This is a genomic window from Stenotrophomonas sp. 86156_Sma (genome assembly GCF_056481625.1).
The window spans coordinates 2,847,887-2,868,083 of sequence record NZ_CM151157.1 but is presented as its reverse complement, the minus strand read 5'-3'; the positions used below and the strand labels follow the sequence as shown (position 1 = coordinate 2,868,083).

Sequence of the window (20,197 nt, the reverse complement as noted above, 5' to 3'; positions counted from 1 at the left end):
CTTGGTCGGCAGTAGATCCTCGCCATGCGTGGATGCCCGGACAGCCTCAGTGCCGACCAAAGGTCGGCACCCACCAGAGCAGGCGTGGCAGCAGGAGCCGCCCGGCCGTAGGTCCACGCCATGCGTGGATGCGCTACCACGACCGAATCCTACAACTCCAGCACCCGCCGGTAACTCAACGGCCCACGCCCATCGCGCAGTCCCAACCGCAGTTCAAGTCCGGTGGCCGGCAATACCTCGCCCTCGCTCGGCAACACGGCCCATCCCGTTCCAGGCTGCCACGCCCGCACCTCGAACCGCTGCACATCGCGCGCCACCGCAATGCCCTTCGACGGATCCGGTGCGGGCAGGGGATACCGGTCCGTAGCCGCACCACTGGCCCGCCACAGCGTGCTGCCCTGCCGCCACCAGCGCACCCGCTGCCAGTGCAGCCCATCACTGCCGACACTGCGGGTGATCTCCAGCGCGAAGCTGCCATCCGGGTGCCGCTCGCTCACCAGCGACGGGGGCAGCAATCGCTGCGGACGATCTGCCGGGCGCACCGCGCCATTCATCAGCGCATCGTCGGCACGCATTTCAATATCGCGCTGGAACTGCTGCAGCACGCGCAGCGCCGTCGTGGTCCCGGCATCGGCCTGGCGCAGGCGCTGGTCGCTGTTGGCCACGCTGTTCAGCGCACGCCAGCAGATCAGCGCCAGCACGCCCATGATGGTGATCGCGATCATCACCTCGATCAGGGTGAAGCCGCGTGCGGCGCGCCTCATTGCGCCGCCGTCCACGGCAGCTGCATCCGCGCCAGCGACTGTCGCGGTGCATCTTCGGCCACCACGGTCAATTCCAGTTGCGGCTGCCCGTCGCTGCCAGTGCCCAGATGCTGCAGGACCAGGAAGCTGCCGCGTCCCTGCACACAGCGCTGCCGCGCATCCTGCGGTGGCTGCCCGGCGAGGCGCAGCTCCTGCCAGCGGTCCTGCGCGCACAACAGCGCCAGGCGACGGTCGCGCAGCCGTGACTGATCGTCGGTCGCCACTGCCACCGAGCGCATCACCGCAGCCAGCGCAATCGAAACGATCGCCAGTGCGATCAGCACTTCGATCAGGGTGAATCCGCGCATATTCCGCTTCACTGCACGACCTGCAACTGTCCGCTGCCATCATCACGAAGACGCAGTGCGCGGCCGTCCAGCGACAGTCCAAGCTCCCAGGCGGTACCGATCCACTCCGGGCTCAGCTCGATGGCGTTGGTGGGCTGCACCACGATGCCTGCAGCCTGCCACTTCTGTGGACGCAGCAGATCATCGCGTTCAACGGTGACCCAGCGGCTGCCTTCGAGGCGGCTGAAACGATAGCCGGCTGCGTCGGCCTGCCAACGCAGGGGGCGGCCATCGATGCGGGCCTCGTCGCGCGCCACCTGCAGGCGCTGCGCCAGTCGTTCGCCTTCCTGCCGCAGCTGGCGCGCGGGGTCTAGCAGACTGCCCAGGCCCAGGCCGATGCCTGCCGTGCAGATGCCGATGATCACCAGCACCACCATCAGTTCCAGCAGGGTGAAACCACGCGGGATGCGTCGCATCGACATTGCCTCCTGTCCCTTGCCGATGCGTGCCAGCGTAGGCCCGCATGATGAAACAAAAGCGTCAGCCGCACCTGCTAGCGTAGGCGGACACGAACGTGGCGATGATGTGGAACATGGACGGCAGGCGCTGGGATCGGAATCGGATGTTGACCCTGTTGGCGGCGACGCTGCTGCTGGCCGTGGTGGCCTATTGGAGCGTCACCCTGTCTGCGGTGGCGCCAGCGGCGGCCGCAAGCGAAGCGCATGCCGAGGCGCCGGTACGGCCGATGTTCGATGCAGTGGCCAGCCTGCCACTGGTGCGGCTGCTGTCTCCCGGCGCGGTGCAGACCGAGGTGGTCGTGCTGGGCGTGATGGCGGGTGACCATGCGCCATTGGCCCTGCTCTCGGTAGATGGACGCCCAGCGGAAGCGTATGCGCCCGGCCAACGACTCGGACCCTGCACGGTACTGGCCAGCATCAGTGCCAGCGCAGTGGAACTGAACCAGGCCGGGCAATCGCGCAGCCTGCCGGTACCCGCGCTGCCAGCGGTGCCGACCGATGGCATCGTGCCCGCCAGCTCCCTGTAGAGCCGAGCCCACGCTCGGCTGCGTCTGGAAGAACAGTCGAGCAAGGCTCGACTCTACAAAATCCAGTGGAGCATGGCTCGACTCCACAAAATTCTGCCGAGCGCGGGCCCGGCTCTACAGCTGCGCAGGCTCAGCGCGCCGGACGCTGCGGTTCCACCGAACGACCAAAGGCATCGCCCATGCGCTGTCGTGTGCCTTCCAGGTTGTACTGCATCAGCTGGTTGCCCGGCTGCCGCATCAGGCGTTCGGCTTCAGGCAGCGCCGGTGACTTCGCCGATTTCGGCGCCGGGGCCAGTTTGCGTTGCAGGCACTCCCAGGCGGGGATGCGCTCGCCGTTGACCTGTACTTCGATGCAGGGTGCGGCATCGTCCTGTTTCTTCGCCTCTACGGCCCAGGCCGATGGCAACGCCAGCAACAAGGCAAGGGCGAGGGTAGGGCGAAGGCCCGCCTCCAACGACTCACTCATCTTGAATCTCCTACGACAACCGACGTTCTGCAATGAAGACGTGTGGCGGGGGCAGTCTCCGCCCGCGAATGTTCCGGCGCTGTCAAAAGATGACAGTGCTGTCACAAAACTATTGGCGGCTTTGACGCGACGTACACGTCCTGTTGATAGACCCACGCGCCGCTCCCTGGCCACTCCCTTCGATACGACGCGATGCCTTCGATGACTCCTGTTCCGTGCCGAGCCGTCCGCCTTCCGCTGCGCCTGCATCCGCTGGTGCTGGCTCTGGCCGCGATGCCGCTGCCATTGTTCGCGCAGGACGCGGCGCCTGCGCCCAGCGTGAACATCAATGAATACATCGTGCGCGGCAACACCGTGCTCGATCCGCGCCAGATCGAACGTGCGGTGGAGCCGTTCCTCGGCCCGGGCAAGACCCTGGCCGATGTCGAGAAGGCGCGCGATGCCGTCAATGCGCTGTACCAACAGGCAGGCTACCAGTCGGTCTACGTCGAGCTGCCCGAGCAGCAGGTCAGTGGCGGCGTCGTGCTGCTGAAGGTGCAGCAGACGCCGATCGGGAAGCTGCGGGTCGTAGGCACGAAGCACGAATCGCCCGAACGCATCCGCGAACGCGTGCCGGCACTTGCCGAGGGCAAGGTGCCGGACTTCGACCAGGCGCAGAAGGAACTGACCGCGCTGAATGAAGGCGGACGTCGCCAGGTGATGCCGCTGGTGCGCGAGGGCCAGGTGCCGGGCACGATGGATGTGGACCTGCAGGTCGAAGAGAAGTCGCCGTGGCGTGTCAGCGCGGCGCTCAACAACGACCACAGCGCCGACACCGAGAAGCTGCGCCTGAGTGCATCGCTGGCCTACGACAACCTGTGGAAGCGCGGGCACAGCGCCAACATCGGCGTGTACCTGGCGCCGGAAGATACAAAGCAGGCCAAGGTGTTCTCGGCCTCGTACATGATGCCGTTCGAAGGCACGCCGTGGAGCCTGGAAGCGTCCGGCTACAAGTCCGACAGCCGCGTGCTGAACGCGGGTGGGCAGGTGGGTACCGGCACCGGTACCAACGTGATCGGCAACGGCCATTCGATCGGTCTCAAGCTCAACTATCGACTGGCCGGCAGCAGCCAGTGGTGGCGCCAGCTCAGCCTCGGCGTGGACTTCAAGGACACCGAGGAAGACACGCAGATGGGCAAGGAGAGCCTGAAGACGCCGCTGAAGTACGCGCCGATCACCCTGGCGTTTGTCGGTGTGCGCCAGGGCGAGCAGGATCAGTTGAGCATCAATACCCAGCTGGTGGCCGGTACCCGCCGCCTGTTCGGCTATGGCAGCGATGCCATCGGATTCGGGCAGAAGCGCTACTGGGCGGACCCCAGTTTCATCGCGTTCAAGGCCGATGTGGCCAACACCCACACCTTCGGCAGCGATTGGCAGTGGTACGCGCGCGGCTCGCTGCAGGTGACCGACGCACCGCTGGTGTCGGCCGAGCAGTTCGCCGCCGGTGGCATGTACACCGTGCGCGGCTATCTGTCGGCCGAGGCGATCGGCGACTACGGCGGCCTGGCCAGCCTGGAATGGCGTACCCCGGCGTGGTCGCTGTGGAGCGGCACGGATCTGCGCGTCTACAGCTTTGCCGACGCCGCCTACCTGCGCCTGCGCCAGCCGCTGCCCGAGCAGCGTGACAAGTACAACCTGGCCTCGGTCGGCCTGGGCGCGCAGCTGCGCCTGGGTGAGCACCTGCAGCTGCGCCTGGACTACGCCTGGCCTTATGCCGATGGCCCGGTCACGCGCAAGGACGACCCGCGCCTGCATTTCAACATCAGCACCAGCTACTGACCCTTCCCTTGAACATGCGTTCTCCGGAGACCCTTCGCATGGACCGTTTGCTTTCCCGAGTGTTGTTGCTGCTGGCCGCGCTGGTTGCGCTGCCTGCTGCTGCGGCCGATGCCAATTGGTGGCAGGCCGAATGGAAGTACCGCAAGCCGATCACCGTCGACGCCGGTCCGCAGGGCGCGGGCCTGGCCGGTGACCCGGGCCGCACGCCGCTGCTGCTGCGCCTGCATACCGGCAACTTCGGTTTCGACGGTACCCAGGACGCGGGCAACGACCTGCGCTTCGTGTCGGGCGATGGCCGCACCGTGCTGGCCCATCAGATCGAACAGTTCGATCCCAAGCTGGGCCTGGCCCTGGTCTGGGTGGACGTGCCGGCAGTCAGCGCCGCGGCGCCGCAGACGATCTGGATGTACTACGGCAACGAGAAGGCCCCGGCCAGCGGCAACGGCCAGCAGGTGTTCGACCCGGACTACACGCTGGTCTACCACTTCGCCGAAGCCAATGCGCCTGCACGCGACACCACCGCCTACGGCAACAATGCCGGTGCTGTGGTGCCGCCGTCCGAAGGTTCGGTGATCGGCCGTGGCGTGCAGTTGGGCGCAGGCCCGCTGCCGTTGCCGGCCAGCGCCTCGCTGGCACAGGAAGCGGGGGCGCCGTTGACCCTCTCGGCCTGGATCAAGCCGGGCAGCAACAATGCGGCGCAGGCAATCTATGCCCGTCGCGATGGCGCCTCCGAGCTGGTGGTCGGTATCGAGAACCGGGTGCCGTTCGTGCAACTCAATGGCCAGCGCAGTACGCCGGCACAGCCGATTCCGGAAGGGCAGTGGGCGCACGTGGCACTGACCGCGGAGAAGGGTGCGCTGCAGCTGTACCTCAACGGCCGTGTAGTGGCCCAGCTGAGCGGCGAGCTGCCGGCGCTGGGTACCGCGCCGGTGGTGGGCGCCGATGCCCCGGGTGCTGCACAGCCTTTGGCCAACTTCGAAGGCGCTCTGGATGAGCTGCGCATCTCGCGGGTTGCACGTCCGGCCGCGCTGCTGCTGGCCGATGCCACCGCTCAGGGCGCCGACTCGCGCCTGATCAGCTACGGCGCCGATGAGCAATCCGCCGGGCAGAGCCACTTCGGCTTCATTCTCAAGGCGATGCCGTTCGATGCCTGGGTGGTGGTCGCCATCCTTGGCCTGATGATGCTGCTGTCGTGGGCGATCATGATCGCCAAGAGCCGCCACTTCGGCCGTACCAGCAAGGCCAATGCGGTGTTCACCGAGAGTTTCGGCAAGCTGTCCGGCGTGCCGCTGCGCACCCTGTCGGACATGGATCGCCAGGGCAAGGCGCCGACTGCGATGCACGATGGCTCGTTGTGGCGCATCTACCAGGTGGCCATCGATGAAATGCAGCAGCGCCACCAGCGCGACGGCAACAGTGGCTACCTGAGCGGCGCCACCATCGCCGCGATCCGTGCCTCGATGGATGCGGTGATGGTGCGCGAGCAGGAAGCGATGGCACGGCGCATGAACTGGCTGTCGACCACCATCGAAGGTGCGCCCTACGTGGGCCTGTTCGGCACCGTAATCGGCATCATGCTGGTGTTCGTGGTGGCGGCGATGGCCGGCGCGGTGGACATCAACTCGGTGGCGCCGGGCATGGCTGCAGCGCTGCTGTGTACCGCAGCCGGCCTCGGCGTCGCGATCCCGGCGCTGTTCGGCTACAACTACCTGGGCGCGCGCGCCGAGGCGATCGGCGCCGACATGGCGGTGTTCATCGACGAGTTCGCCGCGCGCCTGGCCGAAGAGCAGGACGGGCGCGGCCCGGCCGCGGTCCAGGGCTGAGGGGCGCGCCATGGGCCAGAAGGCGAAGTTCGGCATCAAGAAGCGCGAGAAGGGCATCAACGTGACGCCCTTCGTCGACGTGCTGCTGGTGGTGCTGGTGATCTTCATCCTGACCAGCAACGCCTCCATCCCCGGCATCGAGGTCAATCTGCCGAAGGCCAGCAACAGCGTGGCCCTGGAAAAGCCGAAGACCAAGGCGATCACCATCGACCCCAGTGGCCAGGTGTTCCTGGATGCCTACCCGGTGACGATGGCCGAGCTGGAAGACCGCCTGCGTACCGAGCGCGCGACCACACCGGATTTTCCGGTGATCGTACGCGGTGATGCGCAGGTGCAGTACGCCCGCGTGGTTGAGGTACTGGACCTGCTGCGGCGGCTGGAGCTGGCCCAGGTCGGCCTGGTCACCGGCAAGGCGCAGGGCTGAGGCATGACGGCCCATCAACCCCCTCGACCGGAGCCCGGGATGCGCGGTCGCCAGTTGCTGGTGACCGTGGCACTGGTGCTGGCCGCGTTGCTGGTGCTCGGTATCGCGGTGTGGTGGCTGTTGTTCAAGGACACCGCCAGCACCCGCCGGCCGGTGGTGCAACCGCCGATGTTGGCGCTGCCAGCCCCTCCGCCGCCGCCCCCGCCGCCCCCGGAAAAACCCCCGGAGCCGGAGACGCCGCCGGAAGAGACGATGCCCGAACCGGAGCCGCTGGATCAGCCGACGCCGGCCGAAGAGCCGACGCCGACGCCGGATAACAGCGATCCGGTGACGATGAATGCCGACGCGCAGGCCGGTGGTGACAACTTCGGTATCCAGTCCGGCAGTGGTGGCGGTTCGTCCGGCGTTGGCCGTGGTGGCGCCGGCAACGCTACCTACGGCCGCTACCTGGGCTACCTGATGCAGCAGGCGATCTCGCACGACGACAAGGTCAAGCGCCTGGCGTTCCAGCTGCAGGTGAATGTGTGGCTGGCCAACGACGGCCGCCTGGAAAAGGTCGAACTGGTACGCGGCAGTGGCAACGAGGAGGCCGACGCGGCCGTGCTCGATGCCCTGCGTCGCATCGGCAAGGTTGACCAGGCACCGCCGCCGTCACTCGATTTCCCCGCCCGCGTCCTGATCCAGGGCCGCCGGCCCGGGGCCTGACTCCGACTTCCGTGATTTCCCTTCTTTCGATGAGAACCGTGATGAACGACCACGTCCGCGCACGAACCGACTCCCGCCGCCCGCGGCCGGCCCGACGGGCGCTGCTGTGCTGCGCCGTGCTGCTCAGCCTGGCCGCCCCGGCCGGTGCGATGGCTGCCGAAACGACCATGGTCAAGCTGATCAAGGGCCTGATCGCCAGCGGTGCACTGAAACCCGAAGACGGCCAGGCGTTGCTGGTGCAGGCCGAGGCCGAAGCGGCGGCCGCACAGCGCACTGCAGCCACGGGCAGCACCGCGGCGAGCGGTGGCGTGGCACTGGAGGCCGGTGACGTGCGCGTGCCGTACGTACCGCAGAGCGTGCGCGACGGTATCCGTGACGAAGTGCGCCAGGACGTGATGGCGCAGGCGAAGTCGGAAGGCTGGGCGGCACCCAACGAAGTGGCCGAGTGGACCAAGCGCATCAAGGTCACCGGTGACATGCGTGTGCGCAGCGAGTCGCGCTTCTACTCCGAGCGCAACAGCGACATCGTGAGCAACTGGTCGTCGATCAACGCCGGCAACGGCTTCGACACCAACACCAATACCAACCTGCAGCTGCCGCCGCTGCTGAACACCCGCCAGGACCGCCGCAACCTGTGGCGCATCCGTGCCCGCCTGGGCATCGAGGCAACCATTGGCCAGCACACCACGGCCGGCGTGCGCCTGGCCAGCGGCAGCAGCAATGGCCCGGTGTCGACCACCGAGCAGCTCGGCGGCGGCCTGAGCAAGAAGGACGTGTGGCTGGACCAGGCCTGGCTGGCCTACAGCCCGGCGGACTGGGTGACGGTGCGTGGCGGCCGCTTCGGCAATCCGTTCTGGACCAGCGACACGCTGTTCTCCAGCGATCTCAACTTCGATGGCCTGGCCGCGAACCTGAAGTATGACTTCGATGGTGGCGACCTCGACCTGTTCGGCAACCTCGCGGTGGTGCCGCTGGAGTACACCTCCGACAGCTCGCCGAGCCAGAGCAAGGTCAAGACTCCGAACGAGAACAAGTGGCTGTCCGGTGCCCAGGTAGGCGTGAACTGGCGCTTCAACGATGACAACGCGCTGCGTGCCGCGCTGGGCTACTACGACTTCAAGAACATCAGCGGCCGCCTGTCCTCAACGTGCTCGCTGTATTCGGGCGCGGTAGGCTGCGACACCGACTGGTCGCGCCCGGCGTTCATGCAGAAGGGCAACACCCTGATGCTGATCCGCAACATCGCGCGCAATCCGGTGGATCCGGCCGGTACGCCGACCCCGCAGTATGTCGGCCTGGCCTCGGCCTTCCGCCTGGCCACGCTGAACCTGCGCTGGGATACACAGCTGGCGCAGGGCATCGGTCTGCGCCTGGATGGCGACTACATCCGCAACCTGGCCTACGACAAGCAGGCCATGTTCAGTCGTGCCCAGAACGGCATCGTCAACAACTACGGCGCCGGCGATACTGTCGGCATCGATACCTTCCGCAGCGGCGACACCGCCTGGATGCTGCAGGCCACCTTCGGTGCCACCGAGCTGAAGGAGAAGGGCCAGTGGCAGGCACTGCTGGGCTACAAGCACATCGAGGCCGACGCGCTGCCCGACGCCTACAACGATCCGAACTTCCACCTGGGCGGCACCAACGCCCGCGGTTATTACGTGGGCGGTGCCTACGCGCTGGACGCGCGCAGCTGGATCAGCGGCAAGTGGATGGCGGCCAAGGAAGTGTCCGGTGCGCCGCTGTCGATCGACGTGTTCCAGCTGGAGTTCAACACCGGCTTCTGAGTGGCGGGCGTGATGCGGATCACGTAGTGCGTGGCGGGGGCGCAGCGATGCGCCCGTCTAAGGAAAGGAGACCACGCGTTGTTCAAAAGGAGGAGTGGATGAGCCGTCGCAAACTGTTCGAGAGTCCCGAACCGTCCAGCCAGATGCTGGGTGTTGGACCGGCCTATGTTTCAGTGGAGGGCCTGCGCCAGCACCTGGCCGAGTTCCTGCTGTATGCGGGCCGGCCGGTGGTGATCATGCGCGGGCGCAGCGAAGTGGGCTATTTCCTGCCGGCGCGCTGCTGGCGCCAGCGTGACGATGATCCGCTGGCGGCGGCTGCCGCCGACCAGCTGCTGGATGCGGCCGGTTTCCAGGCCGAGGACATCCAGCAGGTGGAGCAGGAATTCAACGCGATGCGCCAGCGCACCGTGCTGCATTCGCGGCGCTGAGCCTTCCGTAGAGCCGAGCCCATGCTCGGCTTTTCGGGCGGGTGCACGCGACGTTGGCAACAGCCCCTGCCGTTGCCTTCGGCTCTACAGTAGATCCACGCCGTATGTGGATAGGCCACACTCGGCCGCAGCTACAACGCCAGCACCTGTCCCGGTTCCAGCGCCTGCAGAAACGCGTCGTCATGCGACACCACCACCAAAGTGCCCGGGAACACCCGCAGCACCTGCAGCAGGTGCATCCGCAGCGTCATGTCCAGGTTGTTGGTTGGTTCGTCCAGAACCAGCAGCGCTGGGGGCTTGGCCGCCATCAATGCCAATGAAAGCCGCGCCCGTTCGCCACCGGACAATGCGGACACGGGCGTCTGCGCCGTGGCATCGCCGCGGAACAGGAAGTCGGCCAGGTGCAGCCGGCACTGGGTCTGGCTCCAGTCCGGCATCTGGGCAGACAGCGCCTGGAGAGGCGTGGCCTGCATCGGCAGGTCCCGGTAGTGCTGGTCGAGCAGGGCGATCTGATCAGCTGGCGGCAGCAACCAGTCACCATCACGGCGGATGCTTGGGTCGCCGCACAGCGCGCGTGCCAGCGTGGACTTGCCGCTGCCGTTGTCACCGGTGATCGCCAGGCGATCGCCGACATCCAGGCGCAGATGCAGTCCACCCAGCACCGTTTCCGTGGCATGCGCCACGCTGGCGTCGGTCAGCTGCACCACCACTCCCTCACGTCGCCAGCCGGCCGCCAACGCGAAGGTAGGCTCGATGATGGTCTCCCGCTGCAGGTCATTGCGACGAGCCACGATGTCTTCCTGCTGCTCACGGATCAGCAGTTGCTTGCTGCCGGCGGTGGTATTGCCACGGCCGAGCTTGGTGGCTGAACGCACGCCGCCCCACTTGCGCTGTTCCACCTTGCGCACACCGCGTTCCCGCGAGCTGGCAGCGCGCTGCTGTTCGCGCATCAACGCCTCATGGGCCTGGCCGCGCTCCTGATCCAGCTGGCGCAGCTGCCGGTCGCTGGCCTCGCGTCGCTGCTGCAGGTCCGCCCGATAGTCGCGGTAGCGGCCGCCGAAGTGGCTCACGCGCCCGCCACGTATGTGCCAGAGCTCATTACAGAGCGCATCGATCAGGGCTTCATCGTGGGTGGCCACCAACAGCGCGCCATGGAACTGGCGCAGGCGCGCGATCAGCGAGCGGCGTGCACTGCGGTCCAGGTGATTGCTGGGTTCATCCAGTAGCAGTACGTCGGGGTCGGCATCAAGCGCGCGGGCGAGCGAATGGCGCATCTGCTCGCCGCCGCTGCGAGAGGAGTCATCCAGTACGTGCTGCGGCACGTAGGCGATGCGTGCGCCATCGCGCCGGATGATGGTCCCGCCACTGGGCACCAGAGTACCGGCCAACATCTGCAACAGGCAGCTCTTGCCGCTGCCGTTGTCGCCGATCAGGGCGATGCGGGCACCTGAGGGCAGGTGCAGGTTGACGTCGGCCAGCAGGGCGCGGCCGTTGAAATCCAGATCCAAAGCATGGGCACGTAACATCGCGTGCGGTCCTCCTGTTGCTGCGCGCTCACTGCATCCGAACGCGGACGCGCAGCTTGGAACAGGGGCGAGGCCGGAACAAGCGAGGAACCGGCCAAGATCCGCCGCAGGTGGGCCAGACCTCCTTCAGCCGCGCTCACTGGTGATGCGCGCACCTTCACGCATCACCAGCGTCACCGGGGTCTTCTCCACCACCTCCAGCAGGCGCTGCCATTGCGCATCGCTAAGCTCAGCGCTGGCGTGCAGCACGCGGTGCACGTGGAAGCGTCCATCTTCGTCGCGTTCCGAGCGCAGCTCGGCATGGAACTCGCCCAGTTCCCAGCCCTTGCGCTGCGCATACATGCGCAGAGTGATGGCGGTGCAGGCCGCCAGCGAGGCCAGGTACAGATCGAAGGGCGCGAAGCCCTTGCCCTGGCCGCCCAGCGAGGCGGGCTCGTCCGCGTCCACATCAAAGCTGCCATTGCTGATGTGGTGCAGGTAGTTGTCGCCGGTCGAAACAATGCGCGCGTAGGCCATCACATTCTCCATCTGTCTCTAGCGTCGAGCCACGCTCGACCAAACCCACTGTAGCGTCGAGCCATGCTCGACTGCTCCAAAAGGCGGCGTCGGCCAGGACCGGCGCCGCCACCCGATCACTCGGTACGATCGTACGAGAACTGGATGCCTGCCGTACCACCGGTTTCGATGAAGAGGTTCATGAACGCCGGCACCGTTTCTGAGCGGGCCCAGTCGCGCTGCAGCTCGCAGAACAACTGCGGCACGCTGATCAGCTGGCCCCCGGCCTGTTCGATGCGGCGCAACGCGGCATCATGCGCCGCCAGCGAAGTGCCACCGACGGCGTCGACCACCACATACACCTCATAGCCTTCCTTCAACGCGTCCAGGGCCGGGAAAGTCAGGCAGGCCTCGGTCCACAGTGCGGTCATGATCAGCTTGCGGCGGCCGGTGGCTTCAACTGCCTTGCGGAACTCGACGTCCTCCCAGGAATTGATGGTGGTGCGGTCGTAGGTGGGGTAGTCGCCCAGCACCTTGCGCAGCTGCGGAATCGGCGGCTTGTTCAGGCCGGTCTTGACGTTGACCGTCGAATGCACGATCGGCAGACCGTAAGCCACAGCTGCCCTGGCGGTGCCGACGATGTTGTTGACCAGCAGCTGGCGGTCCATCGAGGCGATGGAGTTCACCTGCACCGGCTGGTAGTCGATGATGATGAAGGTGGAATTCTGCGGCGTCAGCAGATGATCGCTGGCCGGGTCTCGGATCGGTTCACTGGACATGATGGGTCTCCGGTTGAAAGGAGTGCCGACAGCGGGCCGGCACCCGGGGGCAGCTCAGCTGCGCTGCGAATCCAGCTGCTCCTGGTTCTTCTGCACGTCCTGCGCCTTCAGGTAGCTCTCGATCAGCAGCTGGTAGTTCGGGAAGATCTTCGTGTAGACCTCGGCCCACTGCTGGGCATCGTCGCGGTTCCAGGTGCGCTGGATCTCCGAGGCCACCGCAGCGGTGTCCATCGGTACCACGCCGGCCTGCACCACGCGGGCCAGGGTGATCTCTTCGGCCATCTTCGAATAGGTGCCCGAGGCATCGATCACCGCGAACACCTGGTAGCCATCGGCCACGGCGGCGATCGACGGGAAGGCCATGCACACGCTGGTGATAGTGCCGGCGATGATCAGCTGCTTGCGGCCGGTGGCCTTCACTGCAGCAACGAATTCCGGGTTGTCCCAAGCGTTGATCTCACCCTTGCGCGCCACGTACTGAGCATGCGGGGCCGCGTCGTGGATCTCCGGGATCAGCGGGCCGTTCGGGCCCTGCGGGACCGAGGCGGTGGTGATCACCGGCATCTTTGCCAGCGTGGCCATCTTCGCCAGCGCAGTGGCGTGGGCGCGCACGCTGGTGAATGGCATGTCACCGATGGTCTGGAACAGGCCGCTCTGGTGGTCGATCAGCAGCATCGCGGCGTTGTCCGGATCGATCACCGGGCGGGCACCGTTGAAGTTGGCGGGGGTACTCATGGTCAGTCTCCTGGGGAAGGTGGGCGATGGCCCGTTGGCGCGGCGGGTCATCACCCGCCGCGCGGAAGCGCTCAGTGCGCGATCCGGCCGAAGCGGCCGCTGTTGAAATCGTTGACCGCCTGGCTGATCTCGGCCTGGCTGTTCATCACGAACGGGCCATAGCCCACCACCGGCTCGTCGATCGGCTCGCCGCTGAGCAGCAGCACAGTGGCGTCGCTGTCGGCGTCGACGAACACGTCCTCGCCGCTGCGATCGAAGGTGACCAGCTGCGCCTCGCCGACCGGCTGGCCGCCGTTGATCCGGACCGAGCCCTTCAACACCACCAGCGCCAGCGTGCGGCCATCGGCCACCGGCAGTTCGGCGTGGTGGCCCTGCTGCAGGCGGATGTCCCAGACATCCATCGGCGTGTGGGTACGTGCCGGACCGGCGTGGCCGTCGAAGCGGCCCGCGATGACACGCACGCGGCCGGCGCCCTCAGGCAGATCCACTGAGGGGATCTCTGCGTCAAGCAGGGTCTGGTAGCCCGGTGCGCCCATCTTGTCCCGCGCCGGCAGGTTGACCCAAAGCTGGACCATGTCCAGCGTGCCGCCACGCTTGCTGAATTCCGGCGTGTGGAGTTCCTCGTGGAGGATGCCGGAGGCAGCGGTCATCCACTGCACGTCACCCGGGCCGATGGTGCCGCCGGCCCCGGTCGAATCGCGGTGGGCGACCTCGCCCTCATAGACGATGGTGACCGTCTCGAAACCGCGGTGCGGATGCTGGCCGACCCCACGCGGGGTATCGCTGGGGGCGAAGCTGTACGGGCCGGCATAGTCCAGCAGCAGGAACGGGCTCAGGTGCTGGCCGTGGGTGTTGTAGGAAAACATCGAGCGGGCGGGGAATCCATCGCCCACCCAGTGCGGGCGGGGGGCGCTGTAGGTACCGGTGACACGCTTCATGGCGATCTCCTGGCCGGGGCTGCCGGCCGCTGTTCTTCGTTGCAGGAGACGATATCGCCGCGACAATTGGGCCGGTAGACGCCAATATTTGCCGTCATAGTCCTATCTGGTGAACAATGGCGGCAGGCCGTGGGCCGCAGGAGATCGCCCCGTGTTCATCGCAGATATCCGCCGTTGTGACCTCAACGACCTGTTCTATTTCGCCATGGTGGTCGAGCACGGCGGCTTCTCGCAGGCCGGGCGGGCGCTGGCGATGCCCAAGTCGAAACTGAGCCGGCGCATCGCGCTGCTTGAAGAACGGTTGGGCGTGCGCCTGATCCAGCGCTCGACCCGGCGTTTCTCGGTCACCGAGGTCGGCCAGGACTACTACCGCCATTGCAAGGCAATGCTGGTCGAGGCGGAGGCGGCCGAAGAAGCGATTGCGATGTCGCGCGCCGAGCCGCGCGGCACCATCCGCCTTGCGTGCCCGATCGCGATCCTGCACGCGCGCATCGGCCCGATGCTGGCCGACTTCCTGGCCCTGCACCCGCAGGTGACGGTGCAGCTGGACGCCACCAACCGCCGCGTGGACGTGGTGGGCGAGGGCGTGGATGTGGCGATCCGGGTACGGCCGCCGCCGCTGGAGGACAGCGATCTGGTGGTACGCGTGCTGGCACGCCGGGTCTGGTGCACCAGTGCCAGCCCGGCGCTGCTGCAACGGTTGGGCACGCCGCAGGTGCCGGCCGACCTGGCGATGATGCCGACCGTCGATCTGGCCTCGCCCAGTCAGCAGCATGTGTGGGAATACAGTGGGCCCGGCGAGATCCAGGCCAGCGTGCATCACCGCCCGCGCCTGGTCAGCGATGACATGATCGCGTTGCGCGCAGCCGCGGTGGCCGGGGTCGGGCTGTTGATGCTGCCGCGGATGATGATCACCGATGAGCTGGAGAGCGGGGCGCTGCTGCCGGTGCTCCCCGAGTGGGTGCCGAAACACGGCATCGTGCATGCGGTGTTCCCTTCGCGGCGTGGGCTGCTGCCGGCGGTACGCGCGTTGATCGATTACCTCGCCGAGCGTTTCGAGGCGTTGGACGAACCGTAGGCTCCGCATCCACATCCACGCATGGCGTGGATCTACTGGATCCGGCGCTGCCTGGGAGATCCACGCCATGCGTGGATGATCCTGGTGCCGCGCGACGGGCTTTCGCTTGCCGCCTGCGGCCGCGCAGCCCACAATCCATGTCCGGACCGTCGCCATCACGCCCATCATTCCCCGGTCCGGCTTTGGCACCTATGTCTCCCAATGCCCTGGCGCTGGTCGAGCTGCTGATCCGCGAGCGCCGTGCGTTGTCTCGCTTCATCGCGCGCTATCTCGACCCGGCCAGTACCGAGGACACCCTGCAGAACCTGTACCTGAAGGCCAGCAGCGTGCCCGGTGATCCACCGATCCTGGAGCCGCGCGGCTATCTGTACCGGATGGCCTATCACCATGCGCTCAACCGCAGCCAGGCCGACGCCCGCGAGCGGCGCGCGATGGCCGAGTACGCCGCCGACATGGCCGAGGCGGGCCACGACGGCGAGGCGCAGGCACTGGACCAGGCACAGCTGCGCGAGATCACCCAGACCATCCTCGCGCTGCCAGCGCAGGTGCGCGAGTGCTTCGTGCTCAACCGCTACCTGGGCCTGAGCGAGCGCGAGATCGCGACACGACTGGGTATTTCCAAGAGCCTGGTCGGCAAGCATGTGCTGCGCGCGGCACTGTTGATCCAGCAGCACCAGCAGGGAATGCATCGATGAGCGGCGATTGCCGTGGGCAGATCGCGCCCGCCGTTGTCACAACAGGAAAGCGCACCCGTTCGTGGTGCGGCAGGCCACAACCATGACCACGTCCGAACCCTCGCCGCGTCAGGCCAGGCAGGCGTTGCGCTGGGTGATCCAGTGCAGTGCAGGCCCGCTGCCGGAACGCCATCAACGAGCCCTGCAGCGCTGGCTGCGGGCCGATCCGCGCCATGCGCTGGCCTGGCGCCAGCAGCAGGCCTTCTGGCAGGGGTTGGATGCCGCCGGGCCCGACGTGCTGGCGGCGCTGCCCGAGCTCACCACCGATCGCGAGGGCCTGCGCTCGATCGCGCCGCGCCGTCGCCTGCCATGGCTGTTGGCCAGCGCCGCCGCTGTGGTGCTGATGGTCGCGGCCGCACCGCAGGCGCTGTTGCTGGCGCGCAGTGACCTGCGCAGCAGCGATGCGCCACGCGTGGTGCAACTGGAAGACGGCAGCACCGCCGTGCTCGATGCGGGAACCGCGCTGGCGCTCGAGTTCGACGGCCAGCAGCGTCGCCTGCGCCTTCTGCGCGGGCAGGCCTGGTTCCAGGTGGCGCACGAAGCTCGCCCGTTCCAGGTCGAGGCCGCGGGCGGCCGGGTCCGTGATATCGGCACCGCCTTCAGTGTGTCGATGCAGGACGCCACGGTCACCACCCAGGTCAGCGAGGGTGTGGTCGAGGTGCGTCCGGGCGATGGCAGCGTACAGCGCCTGCATGCGGGGCAGTCACGGGCGTTCCGTGACGGTCGCTGGCTGCAGCCTGTGCGGCTGGAAGATCCCGAGGCCGTGGCGCCATGGCGGCGGGGCGAGGTAGTGATCGATGATCAGCCGGCCACGCAGGCCATCGCCGATCTGGCGCGCTACCGTCGTGCCCCGGTCTGGGTACTGGGTGGGCAGGGTGCCAGCGTACGGGTCAGTGGCTTGTTCCACCTGCAGCAGCCGGAGACGGCCATCGATGCCGTGGCCGCACAGGCTGGACTGCGCGTGCAGCGCTTGCCCGGCGGCGCGTTGGTGCTGTGGTGAGGTGCCGCCGGTTCATGGCGGAATACGCGGCATGAAAAAAACATGAAAAAGCCGTGGGCACCTGCAGTGCCCCGTTGTCTATAGAGGTATAGCCAGAGCGAAACACCGTTTTTCCTCAAGCCAGACACACCACCGGCACCGGATGTGCCCGTGGTCCAGCCACGCTTGAGGAGTTCCTGTCCATGCCGTCCACGGCATCCGCCTGTCATCGTCGCGCCACCGTTCTGGCCCTGGCCGTTTCCACCGCATTGCTGCCGCTGGCCTGGGTGCCGGCCGTGCAGGCACAACCGGCGATCGTCGCGCCGGTGCGCCAGTACGCCATCCCGGAGCAGCCACTGGCTGATGCCGTACGTGCCTTTGGCCGCCAGGCCGATGTGCAGGTGGTGTTCCGCAGTGACCTGGTGGAGGGCCGCCGCTCCAGTGCGGTGAGTGGCGAGTACAGCCAGATGCAGGCCCTGCAGCAGCTGCTGCGCGGCAGCGGCGTGCGCGCACAGCGTGGCATGGACGGTACCTGGAGCCTGCGGGCCGCAGCGGAGGCGGGTGAAGGGGAAGGGGTGCGGGTGACCGAAACACTGGACGTGGCCGGTCGCCTTCAGTCGGAAGGGGGTGAGGCGCGCGATCGGCGCGGCTACGATGATGTGTTCGCGCTGGACCTGACCACGGCGTATTCGGGGCGCGACCGGGTGGAGCGCTATCGTGGTTCCAATCCGGCCGACGTGGTCAAGGATCTGGTCGGCGTGTTCAGCGGCGATGCGCGCAACAGCGGCGCGCTGGACGTCAACATCCGTGGCATCCAGGGGCCCGGGCGGGTGCCGGTCAGCATCGACGGTGGCGAACAGGCGCTCACGGTCTGGCGCGGCTACAACGGCGTCAGCAACCGCAACTACATCGATCCCAACCTGATTGGTGGCATCCAGGTCATCAAGGGGCCAGGGCTGGTGCGCGATGTGCACAGCGGGATCGGCGGTGCGCTGGTGATCAAGACCATCGACGTTGACGACATTGTTGCTGCCGGCGAGCGCTTCGGCGGGGAGCTGAAGATCGAAGGCAGCAGCAATGCGGTGGCACCGCGCCTGCCGCGCCTGCACACCGGCGAGGATTACCGCACCGTGCCGGGGTTCCCGCAGGGCTCGCCGAACTCACCCTATGACGACCGCACCCTGGTCGTGCCGGTGAAGTCGCGCAGCGGCAACAACCCCTTCGATGGCGAAGACCAGGCCTGGCGGTTGGCACTGGGCGTACGCGGCGACAACGTCGACCTGATGGCCGCCTACGCCTGGCGCAAGCGCGGCAACTACTTCTCCGGCAGCAAGGGAAGCGCGTACTACGACCAGGACCGGCGCGAGCAGTACGAGTACCAGGGCATCGACTACATCACCACGCTGGCGCGTTACTTCAAACCGGGCGATGAAGTGCCCAATACCTCCAGCGAACAGGAGTCGTGGCTGGTCAAGGGAACCTGGCAGATCAACGACGATCAGCAGCTGAAGGCGACCTGGCGGCGCACGCTGTCGCACTACGGCGAGATCATGCCGTCGCGCATCCTGTCCGCGCCCGACTACGGGCGCATCCAGTGGCCGCTCAGCCGGGTTGCGTCCGATGCCTGGAACCTGGAATACCGCTTCCAGCCGGCCGGCAGCCGCTGGCTGGACCTCTACGCCAACCTGTGGCGCACGGAGACGGACAGCGATACCTACAGCGCTGGCGGCTTCCCGAACTTCGCAGTGGGTAATCCGGCATGGAACCCGGACGCAAGCCCGATCCTGCGCAACACCGCGCTGGCCAACGCGCGCAACGACCGCACCGGCCTGATCCTGAGCAACCGCTTCGCCCTGCATTCGACCCTGGACCTGACCGTGGGCGGCAACTGGCAGTACGAGAAGCTCGGCTCGAGCGATCCGTACTTCGGTACCACCGATGGCTGGCGCATGTTCCCGCGTGCCGGGCGCCGACAGGAGGGCGAGGGCTACCTGACCCTGGAGTGGCGGCCGGTCGACTTCCTTACCCTCAATGCAGGCGTGCGCTACAGCCGCTACTGGGCCTTCGACGATTTCCTCGAGGCGCACCCCGAGCTGCTGACCAAGGGCGTAGGTGGCAAGGAAGCGCAGTACACCGTAAACGAGTTGCCGCCCCGTCCCGCCAATCTGCAGGCCCGCATCGACGCGTTGGAAGCACGCCGCGCCGTATGGGAAAAGCGCGGCATGGGCTGGTTCATCGATGACAGCATCCGTGCCTTGCTGGCACCGTACGAGACGCCGCGTCCGGTCAGGTACACGCGGCCCTGGCTGCCCGATGCCGATGGCAACTACACCCGCGCCGGCAATCCCTGCCTCAATGGCGAAGTGGCGGCCATTCCCGGCGTGCAGCCGGTGTTCGCCGGCAGCGACCAGGTCTGCAACATCGGCAACAGCGTACAGTCGCAGCCGGTCGATGCACGCAACAGCCGCCGCCGCGACCATGCCTGGCTGCCGACCTTCTCGGCCACTGCACACCTGTCCCCGGCCGCCCGTGCCTACGTGCGTTACAGCGAAGCGGTGCGCTTCCCGAGCATGTTCGAAAGCACGATCGCTTTCTCCGGCAGCCTCAATCCACTGCATGCGCTCAAGCCCGAGCACGCCTACAACTACGAAGTGGGCTACGTGCACAACCTGTCGGCCCTGTTCGGCAACACCGCCGATGCCGACGTCAAGCTGGCGTACTACGTGCACAAAACCCGTGACGTGATCGAGCGCGATGGCAACTTCCTGTTCGACAACATCGACAAGCAGACCATCCGTGGCATCGAACTGCAGGCCCGCTTCGACAACCGGCGCTTCTTCACCGATCTGGGCATCACCCGCACGTTGGAAAACGAGGTGTGTGACGAGAGCACGGCGGTGCTCCTGGATGCGAACCGCGGCCTGGTCCCGAACTGCGTGCAGGATGGTTTCGTTGGTGGCTACCTGCTGACCCAGGCCATTCCCAAGCTGTCGATCAACTGGTCGCTGGGCACGCGCCTGTTCGATGAGCGCCTGGAGCTTGGCAGCCGCATCGTGCACTACCAGCGCCACGAGAACCCTGATCTGCAGGCCTACCGTGACCGTTTGCTGAGCGGTGGCAGCGGCCTGCTCTGGCAGAACGTGCCGTTCACCTGGGGAAACATCACCACCGTCGATGCCTATGCGCGCTGGCGCTTCAACGAGCATGCCAGCGTCGAACTGGTCGGCAGCAACCTCGGCAACCGCTACTACGTCGATCCAGCCACGCGGTCCACGCTGCCGGCCCCGGGTCGCACCCTGAAGCTCGGCGTCACCGCGCGCTTCTGATCTCCCACCTTCAAGCGTTGT

20 protein-coding genes are annotated in these 20,197 nt (G+C 66.9%); 11 read left to right on the top strand and 9 right to left on the bottom strand.

From position 1 onward, the window contains the following. Positions 1 to 149: 149 nt before the first annotated feature. The 3 genes from ACZK33_RS13335 to gspH are packed head-to-tail and all read right to left on the bottom strand — an operon-like array spanning position 150 to position 1,566. The gene (locus tag ACZK33_RS13335) at positions 150 to 764 is read right to left on the bottom strand and encodes a prepilin-type N-terminal cleavage/methylation domain-containing protein (RefSeq protein WP_423174246.1); all 615 of its coding nucleotides are present in this window, start codon (positions 762 to 764) and stop codon (positions 150 to 152) included. Beyond that, a complete protein-coding gene (gene gspI, locus ACZK33_RS13330; protein WP_285303020.1) occupies positions 761 to 1,111 on the bottom strand; it encodes a type II secretion system minor pseudopilin GspI in 351 nt (116 codons plus the stop codon). The genes ACZK33_RS13335 and gspI overlap by 4 nt, the downstream gene beginning before the upstream one ends. Before the next feature lie 8 nt (positions 1,112 to 1,119). Further along, entirely contained in the window at positions 1,120 to 1,566 is a 447-nt protein-coding gene (gene gspH, locus ACZK33_RS13325) for a type II secretion system minor pseudopilin GspH (RefSeq protein ID WP_121503635.1), read from the bottom strand. A gap of 104 nt (positions 1,567 to 1,670) precedes the next feature. On the opposite strand from gspH, the gene ACZK33_RS13320 reads away from it, so the two are divergent. Beyond that, positions 1,671 to 2,135, top strand: a complete 465-nt coding sequence (locus tag ACZK33_RS13320; RefSeq protein ID WP_180838024.1) for a general secretion pathway protein — start codon at positions 1,671 to 1,673, stop codon at positions 2,133 to 2,135. Between the two features lie 130 nt (positions 2,136 to 2,265). Here the strand turns inward: ACZK33_RS13320 and ACZK33_RS13315 are convergent, their stop codons facing one another. Next, complete coding sequence (locus ACZK33_RS13315; RefSeq protein ID WP_423174247.1) at positions 2,266 to 2,601, bottom strand: hypothetical protein; 336 nt, start codon at positions 2,599 to 2,601, stop codon at positions 2,266 to 2,268. Positions 2,602 to 2,802: 201 nt separating this feature from the next. Here ACZK33_RS13315 and ACZK33_RS13310 point away from each other — a divergent pair, with 201 nt between their 5' ends. The 6 genes from ACZK33_RS13310 (at position 2,803) to ACZK33_RS13285 (ending at position 9,586) form a co-directional block, all read left to right on the top strand. Next, positions 2,803 to 4,419 (top strand): ShlB/FhaC/HecB family hemolysin secretion/activation protein, encoded by a 1,617-nt coding sequence (locus ACZK33_RS13310; RefSeq protein WP_423174248.1) that lies wholly within the window; start codon positions 2,803 to 2,805, stop codon positions 4,417 to 4,419. Between the two features lie 38 nt (positions 4,420 to 4,457). Beyond that, complete coding sequence (locus ACZK33_RS13305; protein ID WP_478453460.1) at positions 4,458 to 6,242, top strand: DUF2341 domain-containing protein; 1,785 nt, start codon at positions 4,458 to 4,460, stop codon at positions 6,240 to 6,242. A gap of 10 nt (positions 6,243 to 6,252) precedes the next feature. Next, complete coding sequence (locus ACZK33_RS13300; protein WP_005409874.1) at positions 6,253 to 6,666, top strand: ExbD/TolR family protein; 414 nt, start codon at positions 6,253 to 6,255, stop codon at positions 6,664 to 6,666. A 39-nt stretch (positions 6,667 to 6,705) separates the two neighbouring features. Beyond that, positions 6,706 to 7,371: a TonB family protein gene (locus tag ACZK33_RS13295; protein WP_478453458.1), complete on the top strand. Its 666-nt coding sequence runs from the start codon at positions 6,706 to 6,708 to the stop codon at positions 7,369 to 7,371. 41 nt (positions 7,372 to 7,412) lie between these two features. Next, positions 7,413 to 9,158: a putative porin gene (locus ACZK33_RS13290; protein ID WP_049462487.1), complete on the top strand. Its 1,746-nt coding sequence runs from the start codon at positions 7,413 to 7,415 to the stop codon at positions 9,156 to 9,158. A gap of 98 nt (positions 9,159 to 9,256) precedes the next feature. After that, positions 9,257 to 9,586, top strand: coding sequence for a hypothetical protein (locus ACZK33_RS13285; RefSeq protein ID WP_005409871.1), 330 nt, complete (start codon positions 9,257 to 9,259; stop codon positions 9,584 to 9,586). A 131-nt stretch (positions 9,587 to 9,717) separates the two neighbouring features. Here ACZK33_RS13285 and ACZK33_RS13280 read toward each other — a convergent pair whose 3' ends face one another. From ACZK33_RS13280 to ACZK33_RS13260, 5 genes are all read right to left on the bottom strand, one after another. After that, positions 9,718 to 11,112: an ABC-F family ATP-binding cassette domain-containing protein gene (locus ACZK33_RS13280; protein ID WP_423174252.1), complete on the bottom strand. Its 1,395-nt coding sequence runs from the start codon at positions 11,110 to 11,112 to the stop codon at positions 9,718 to 9,720. A gap of 126 nt (positions 11,113 to 11,238) precedes the next feature. Then, on the bottom strand, positions 11,239 to 11,628 hold the full coding sequence (locus ACZK33_RS13275; RefSeq protein ID WP_032129425.1) for an OsmC family protein: 390 nt from the start codon (positions 11,626 to 11,628) through the stop codon (positions 11,239 to 11,241). 116 nt (positions 11,629 to 11,744) lie between these two features. After that, positions 11,745 to 12,386 carry a hydrolase gene (locus ACZK33_RS13270; protein WP_350259288.1) on the bottom strand — a complete coding sequence of 214 codons (642 nt, stop codon included), beginning with the start codon at positions 12,384 to 12,386 and terminating at the stop codon, positions 11,745 to 11,747. Positions 12,387 to 12,440: 54 nt separating this feature from the next. Next, on the bottom strand, positions 12,441 to 13,121 hold the full coding sequence (locus ACZK33_RS13265; RefSeq protein ID WP_164161901.1) for a hydrolase: 681 nt from the start codon (positions 13,119 to 13,121) through the stop codon (positions 12,441 to 12,443). Between the two features lie 71 nt (positions 13,122 to 13,192). Continuing rightward, positions 13,193 to 14,059 carry a pirin family protein gene (locus tag ACZK33_RS13260; RefSeq protein WP_423174253.1) on the bottom strand — a complete coding sequence of 289 codons (867 nt, stop codon included), beginning with the start codon at positions 14,057 to 14,059 and terminating at the stop codon, positions 13,193 to 13,195. Between the two features lie 151 nt (positions 14,060 to 14,210). Here ACZK33_RS13260 and ACZK33_RS13255 point away from each other — a divergent pair, with 151 nt between their 5' ends. The 4 genes from ACZK33_RS13255 to ACZK33_RS13240 all read left to right on the top strand — a co-directional run bounded on the left by ACZK33_RS13255 (position 14,211) and on the right by ACZK33_RS13240 (position 20,176). Beyond that, positions 14,211 to 15,137 carry a LysR family transcriptional regulator gene (locus tag ACZK33_RS13255; RefSeq protein WP_071227968.1) on the top strand — a complete coding sequence of 309 codons (927 nt, stop codon included), beginning with the start codon at positions 14,211 to 14,213 and terminating at the stop codon, positions 15,135 to 15,137. Positions 15,138 to 15,328: 191 nt separating this feature from the next. Next, complete coding sequence (locus ACZK33_RS13250; RefSeq protein WP_049462496.1) at positions 15,329 to 15,832, top strand: RNA polymerase sigma factor; 504 nt, start codon at positions 15,329 to 15,331, stop codon at positions 15,830 to 15,832. 82 nt (positions 15,833 to 15,914) lie between these two features. Beyond that, positions 15,915 to 16,871 carry a FecR family protein gene (locus tag ACZK33_RS13245; RefSeq protein ID WP_423174254.1) on the top strand — a complete coding sequence of 319 codons (957 nt, stop codon included), beginning with the start codon at positions 15,915 to 15,917 and terminating at the stop codon, positions 16,869 to 16,871. Between the two features lie 182 nt (positions 16,872 to 17,053). Then, entirely contained in the window at positions 17,054 to 20,176 is a 3,123-nt protein-coding gene (locus ACZK33_RS13240; protein ID WP_277778313.1) for a TonB-dependent receptor, read from the top strand. Positions 20,177 to 20,197 lie beyond the last annotated feature (21 nt).

Excerpts from the sequence above, each read along its gene's own strand:
- ACZK33_RS13335 (WP_423174246.1), bottom strand. The coding sequence starts at position 764 with ATGAGGCGCGCCGCACGCGGCTTCACCCTGATCGAGGTGATGATCGCG.
- gspI (WP_285303020.1), bottom strand. The coding sequence starts at position 1,111 with ATGCGCGGATTCACCCTGATCGAAGTGCTGATCGCACTGGCGATCGTT.
- gspH (WP_121503635.1), bottom strand. The coding sequence starts at position 1,566 with ATGCGACGCATCCCGCGTGGTTTCACCCTGCTGGAACTGATGGTGGTG.
- ACZK33_RS13320 (WP_180838024.1), top strand. The coding sequence starts at position 1,671 with ATGATGTGGAACATGGACGGCAGGCGCTGGGATCGGAATCGGATGTTG.
- ACZK33_RS13315 (WP_423174247.1), bottom strand. The coding sequence starts at position 2,601 with ATGAGTGAGTCGTTGGAGGCGGGCCTTCGCCCTACCCTCGCCCTTGCC.
- ACZK33_RS13310 (WP_423174248.1), top strand. The coding sequence starts at position 2,803 with ATGACTCCTGTTCCGTGCCGAGCCGTCCGCCTTCCGCTGCGCCTGCAT.
- ACZK33_RS13305 (WP_478453460.1), top strand. The coding sequence starts at position 4,458 with ATGGACCGTTTGCTTTCCCGAGTGTTGTTGCTGCTGGCCGCGCTGGTT.
- ACZK33_RS13300 (WP_005409874.1), top strand. The coding sequence starts at position 6,253 with ATGGGCCAGAAGGCGAAGTTCGGCATCAAGAAGCGCGAGAAGGGCATC.
- ACZK33_RS13295 (WP_478453458.1), top strand. The coding sequence starts at position 6,706 with ATGCGCGGTCGCCAGTTGCTGGTGACCGTGGCACTGGTGCTGGCCGCG.
- ACZK33_RS13290 (WP_049462487.1), top strand. The coding sequence starts at position 7,413 with ATGAACGACCACGTCCGCGCACGAACCGACTCCCGCCGCCCGCGGCCG.
- ACZK33_RS13285 (WP_005409871.1), top strand. The coding sequence starts at position 9,257 with ATGAGCCGTCGCAAACTGTTCGAGAGTCCCGAACCGTCCAGCCAGATG.
- ACZK33_RS13280 (WP_423174252.1), bottom strand. The coding sequence starts at position 11,112 with ATGTTACGTGCCCATGCTTTGGATCTGGATTTCAACGGCCGCGCCCTG.
- ACZK33_RS13275 (WP_032129425.1), bottom strand. The coding sequence starts at position 11,628 with ATGGCCTACGCGCGCATTGTTTCGACCGGCGACAACTACCTGCACCAC.
- ACZK33_RS13270 (WP_350259288.1), bottom strand. The coding sequence starts at position 12,386 with ATGTCCAGTGAACCGATCCGAGACCCGGCCAGCGATCATCTGCTGACG.
- ACZK33_RS13265 (WP_164161901.1), bottom strand. The coding sequence starts at position 13,121 with ATGAGTACCCCCGCCAACTTCAACGGTGCCCGCCCGGTGATCGATCCG.
- ACZK33_RS13260 (WP_423174253.1), bottom strand. The coding sequence starts at position 14,059 with ATGAAGCGTGTCACCGGTACCTACAGCGCCCCCCGCCCGCACTGGGTG.
- ACZK33_RS13250 (WP_049462496.1), top strand. The coding sequence starts at position 15,329 with ATGTCTCCCAATGCCCTGGCGCTGGTCGAGCTGCTGATCCGCGAGCGC.
- ACZK33_RS13245 (WP_423174254.1), top strand. The coding sequence starts at position 15,915 with ATGACCACGTCCGAACCCTCGCCGCGTCAGGCCAGGCAGGCGTTGCGC.
- ACZK33_RS13240 (WP_277778313.1), top strand. The coding sequence starts at position 17,054 with ATGCCGTCCACGGCATCCGCCTGTCATCGTCGCGCCACCGTTCTGGCC.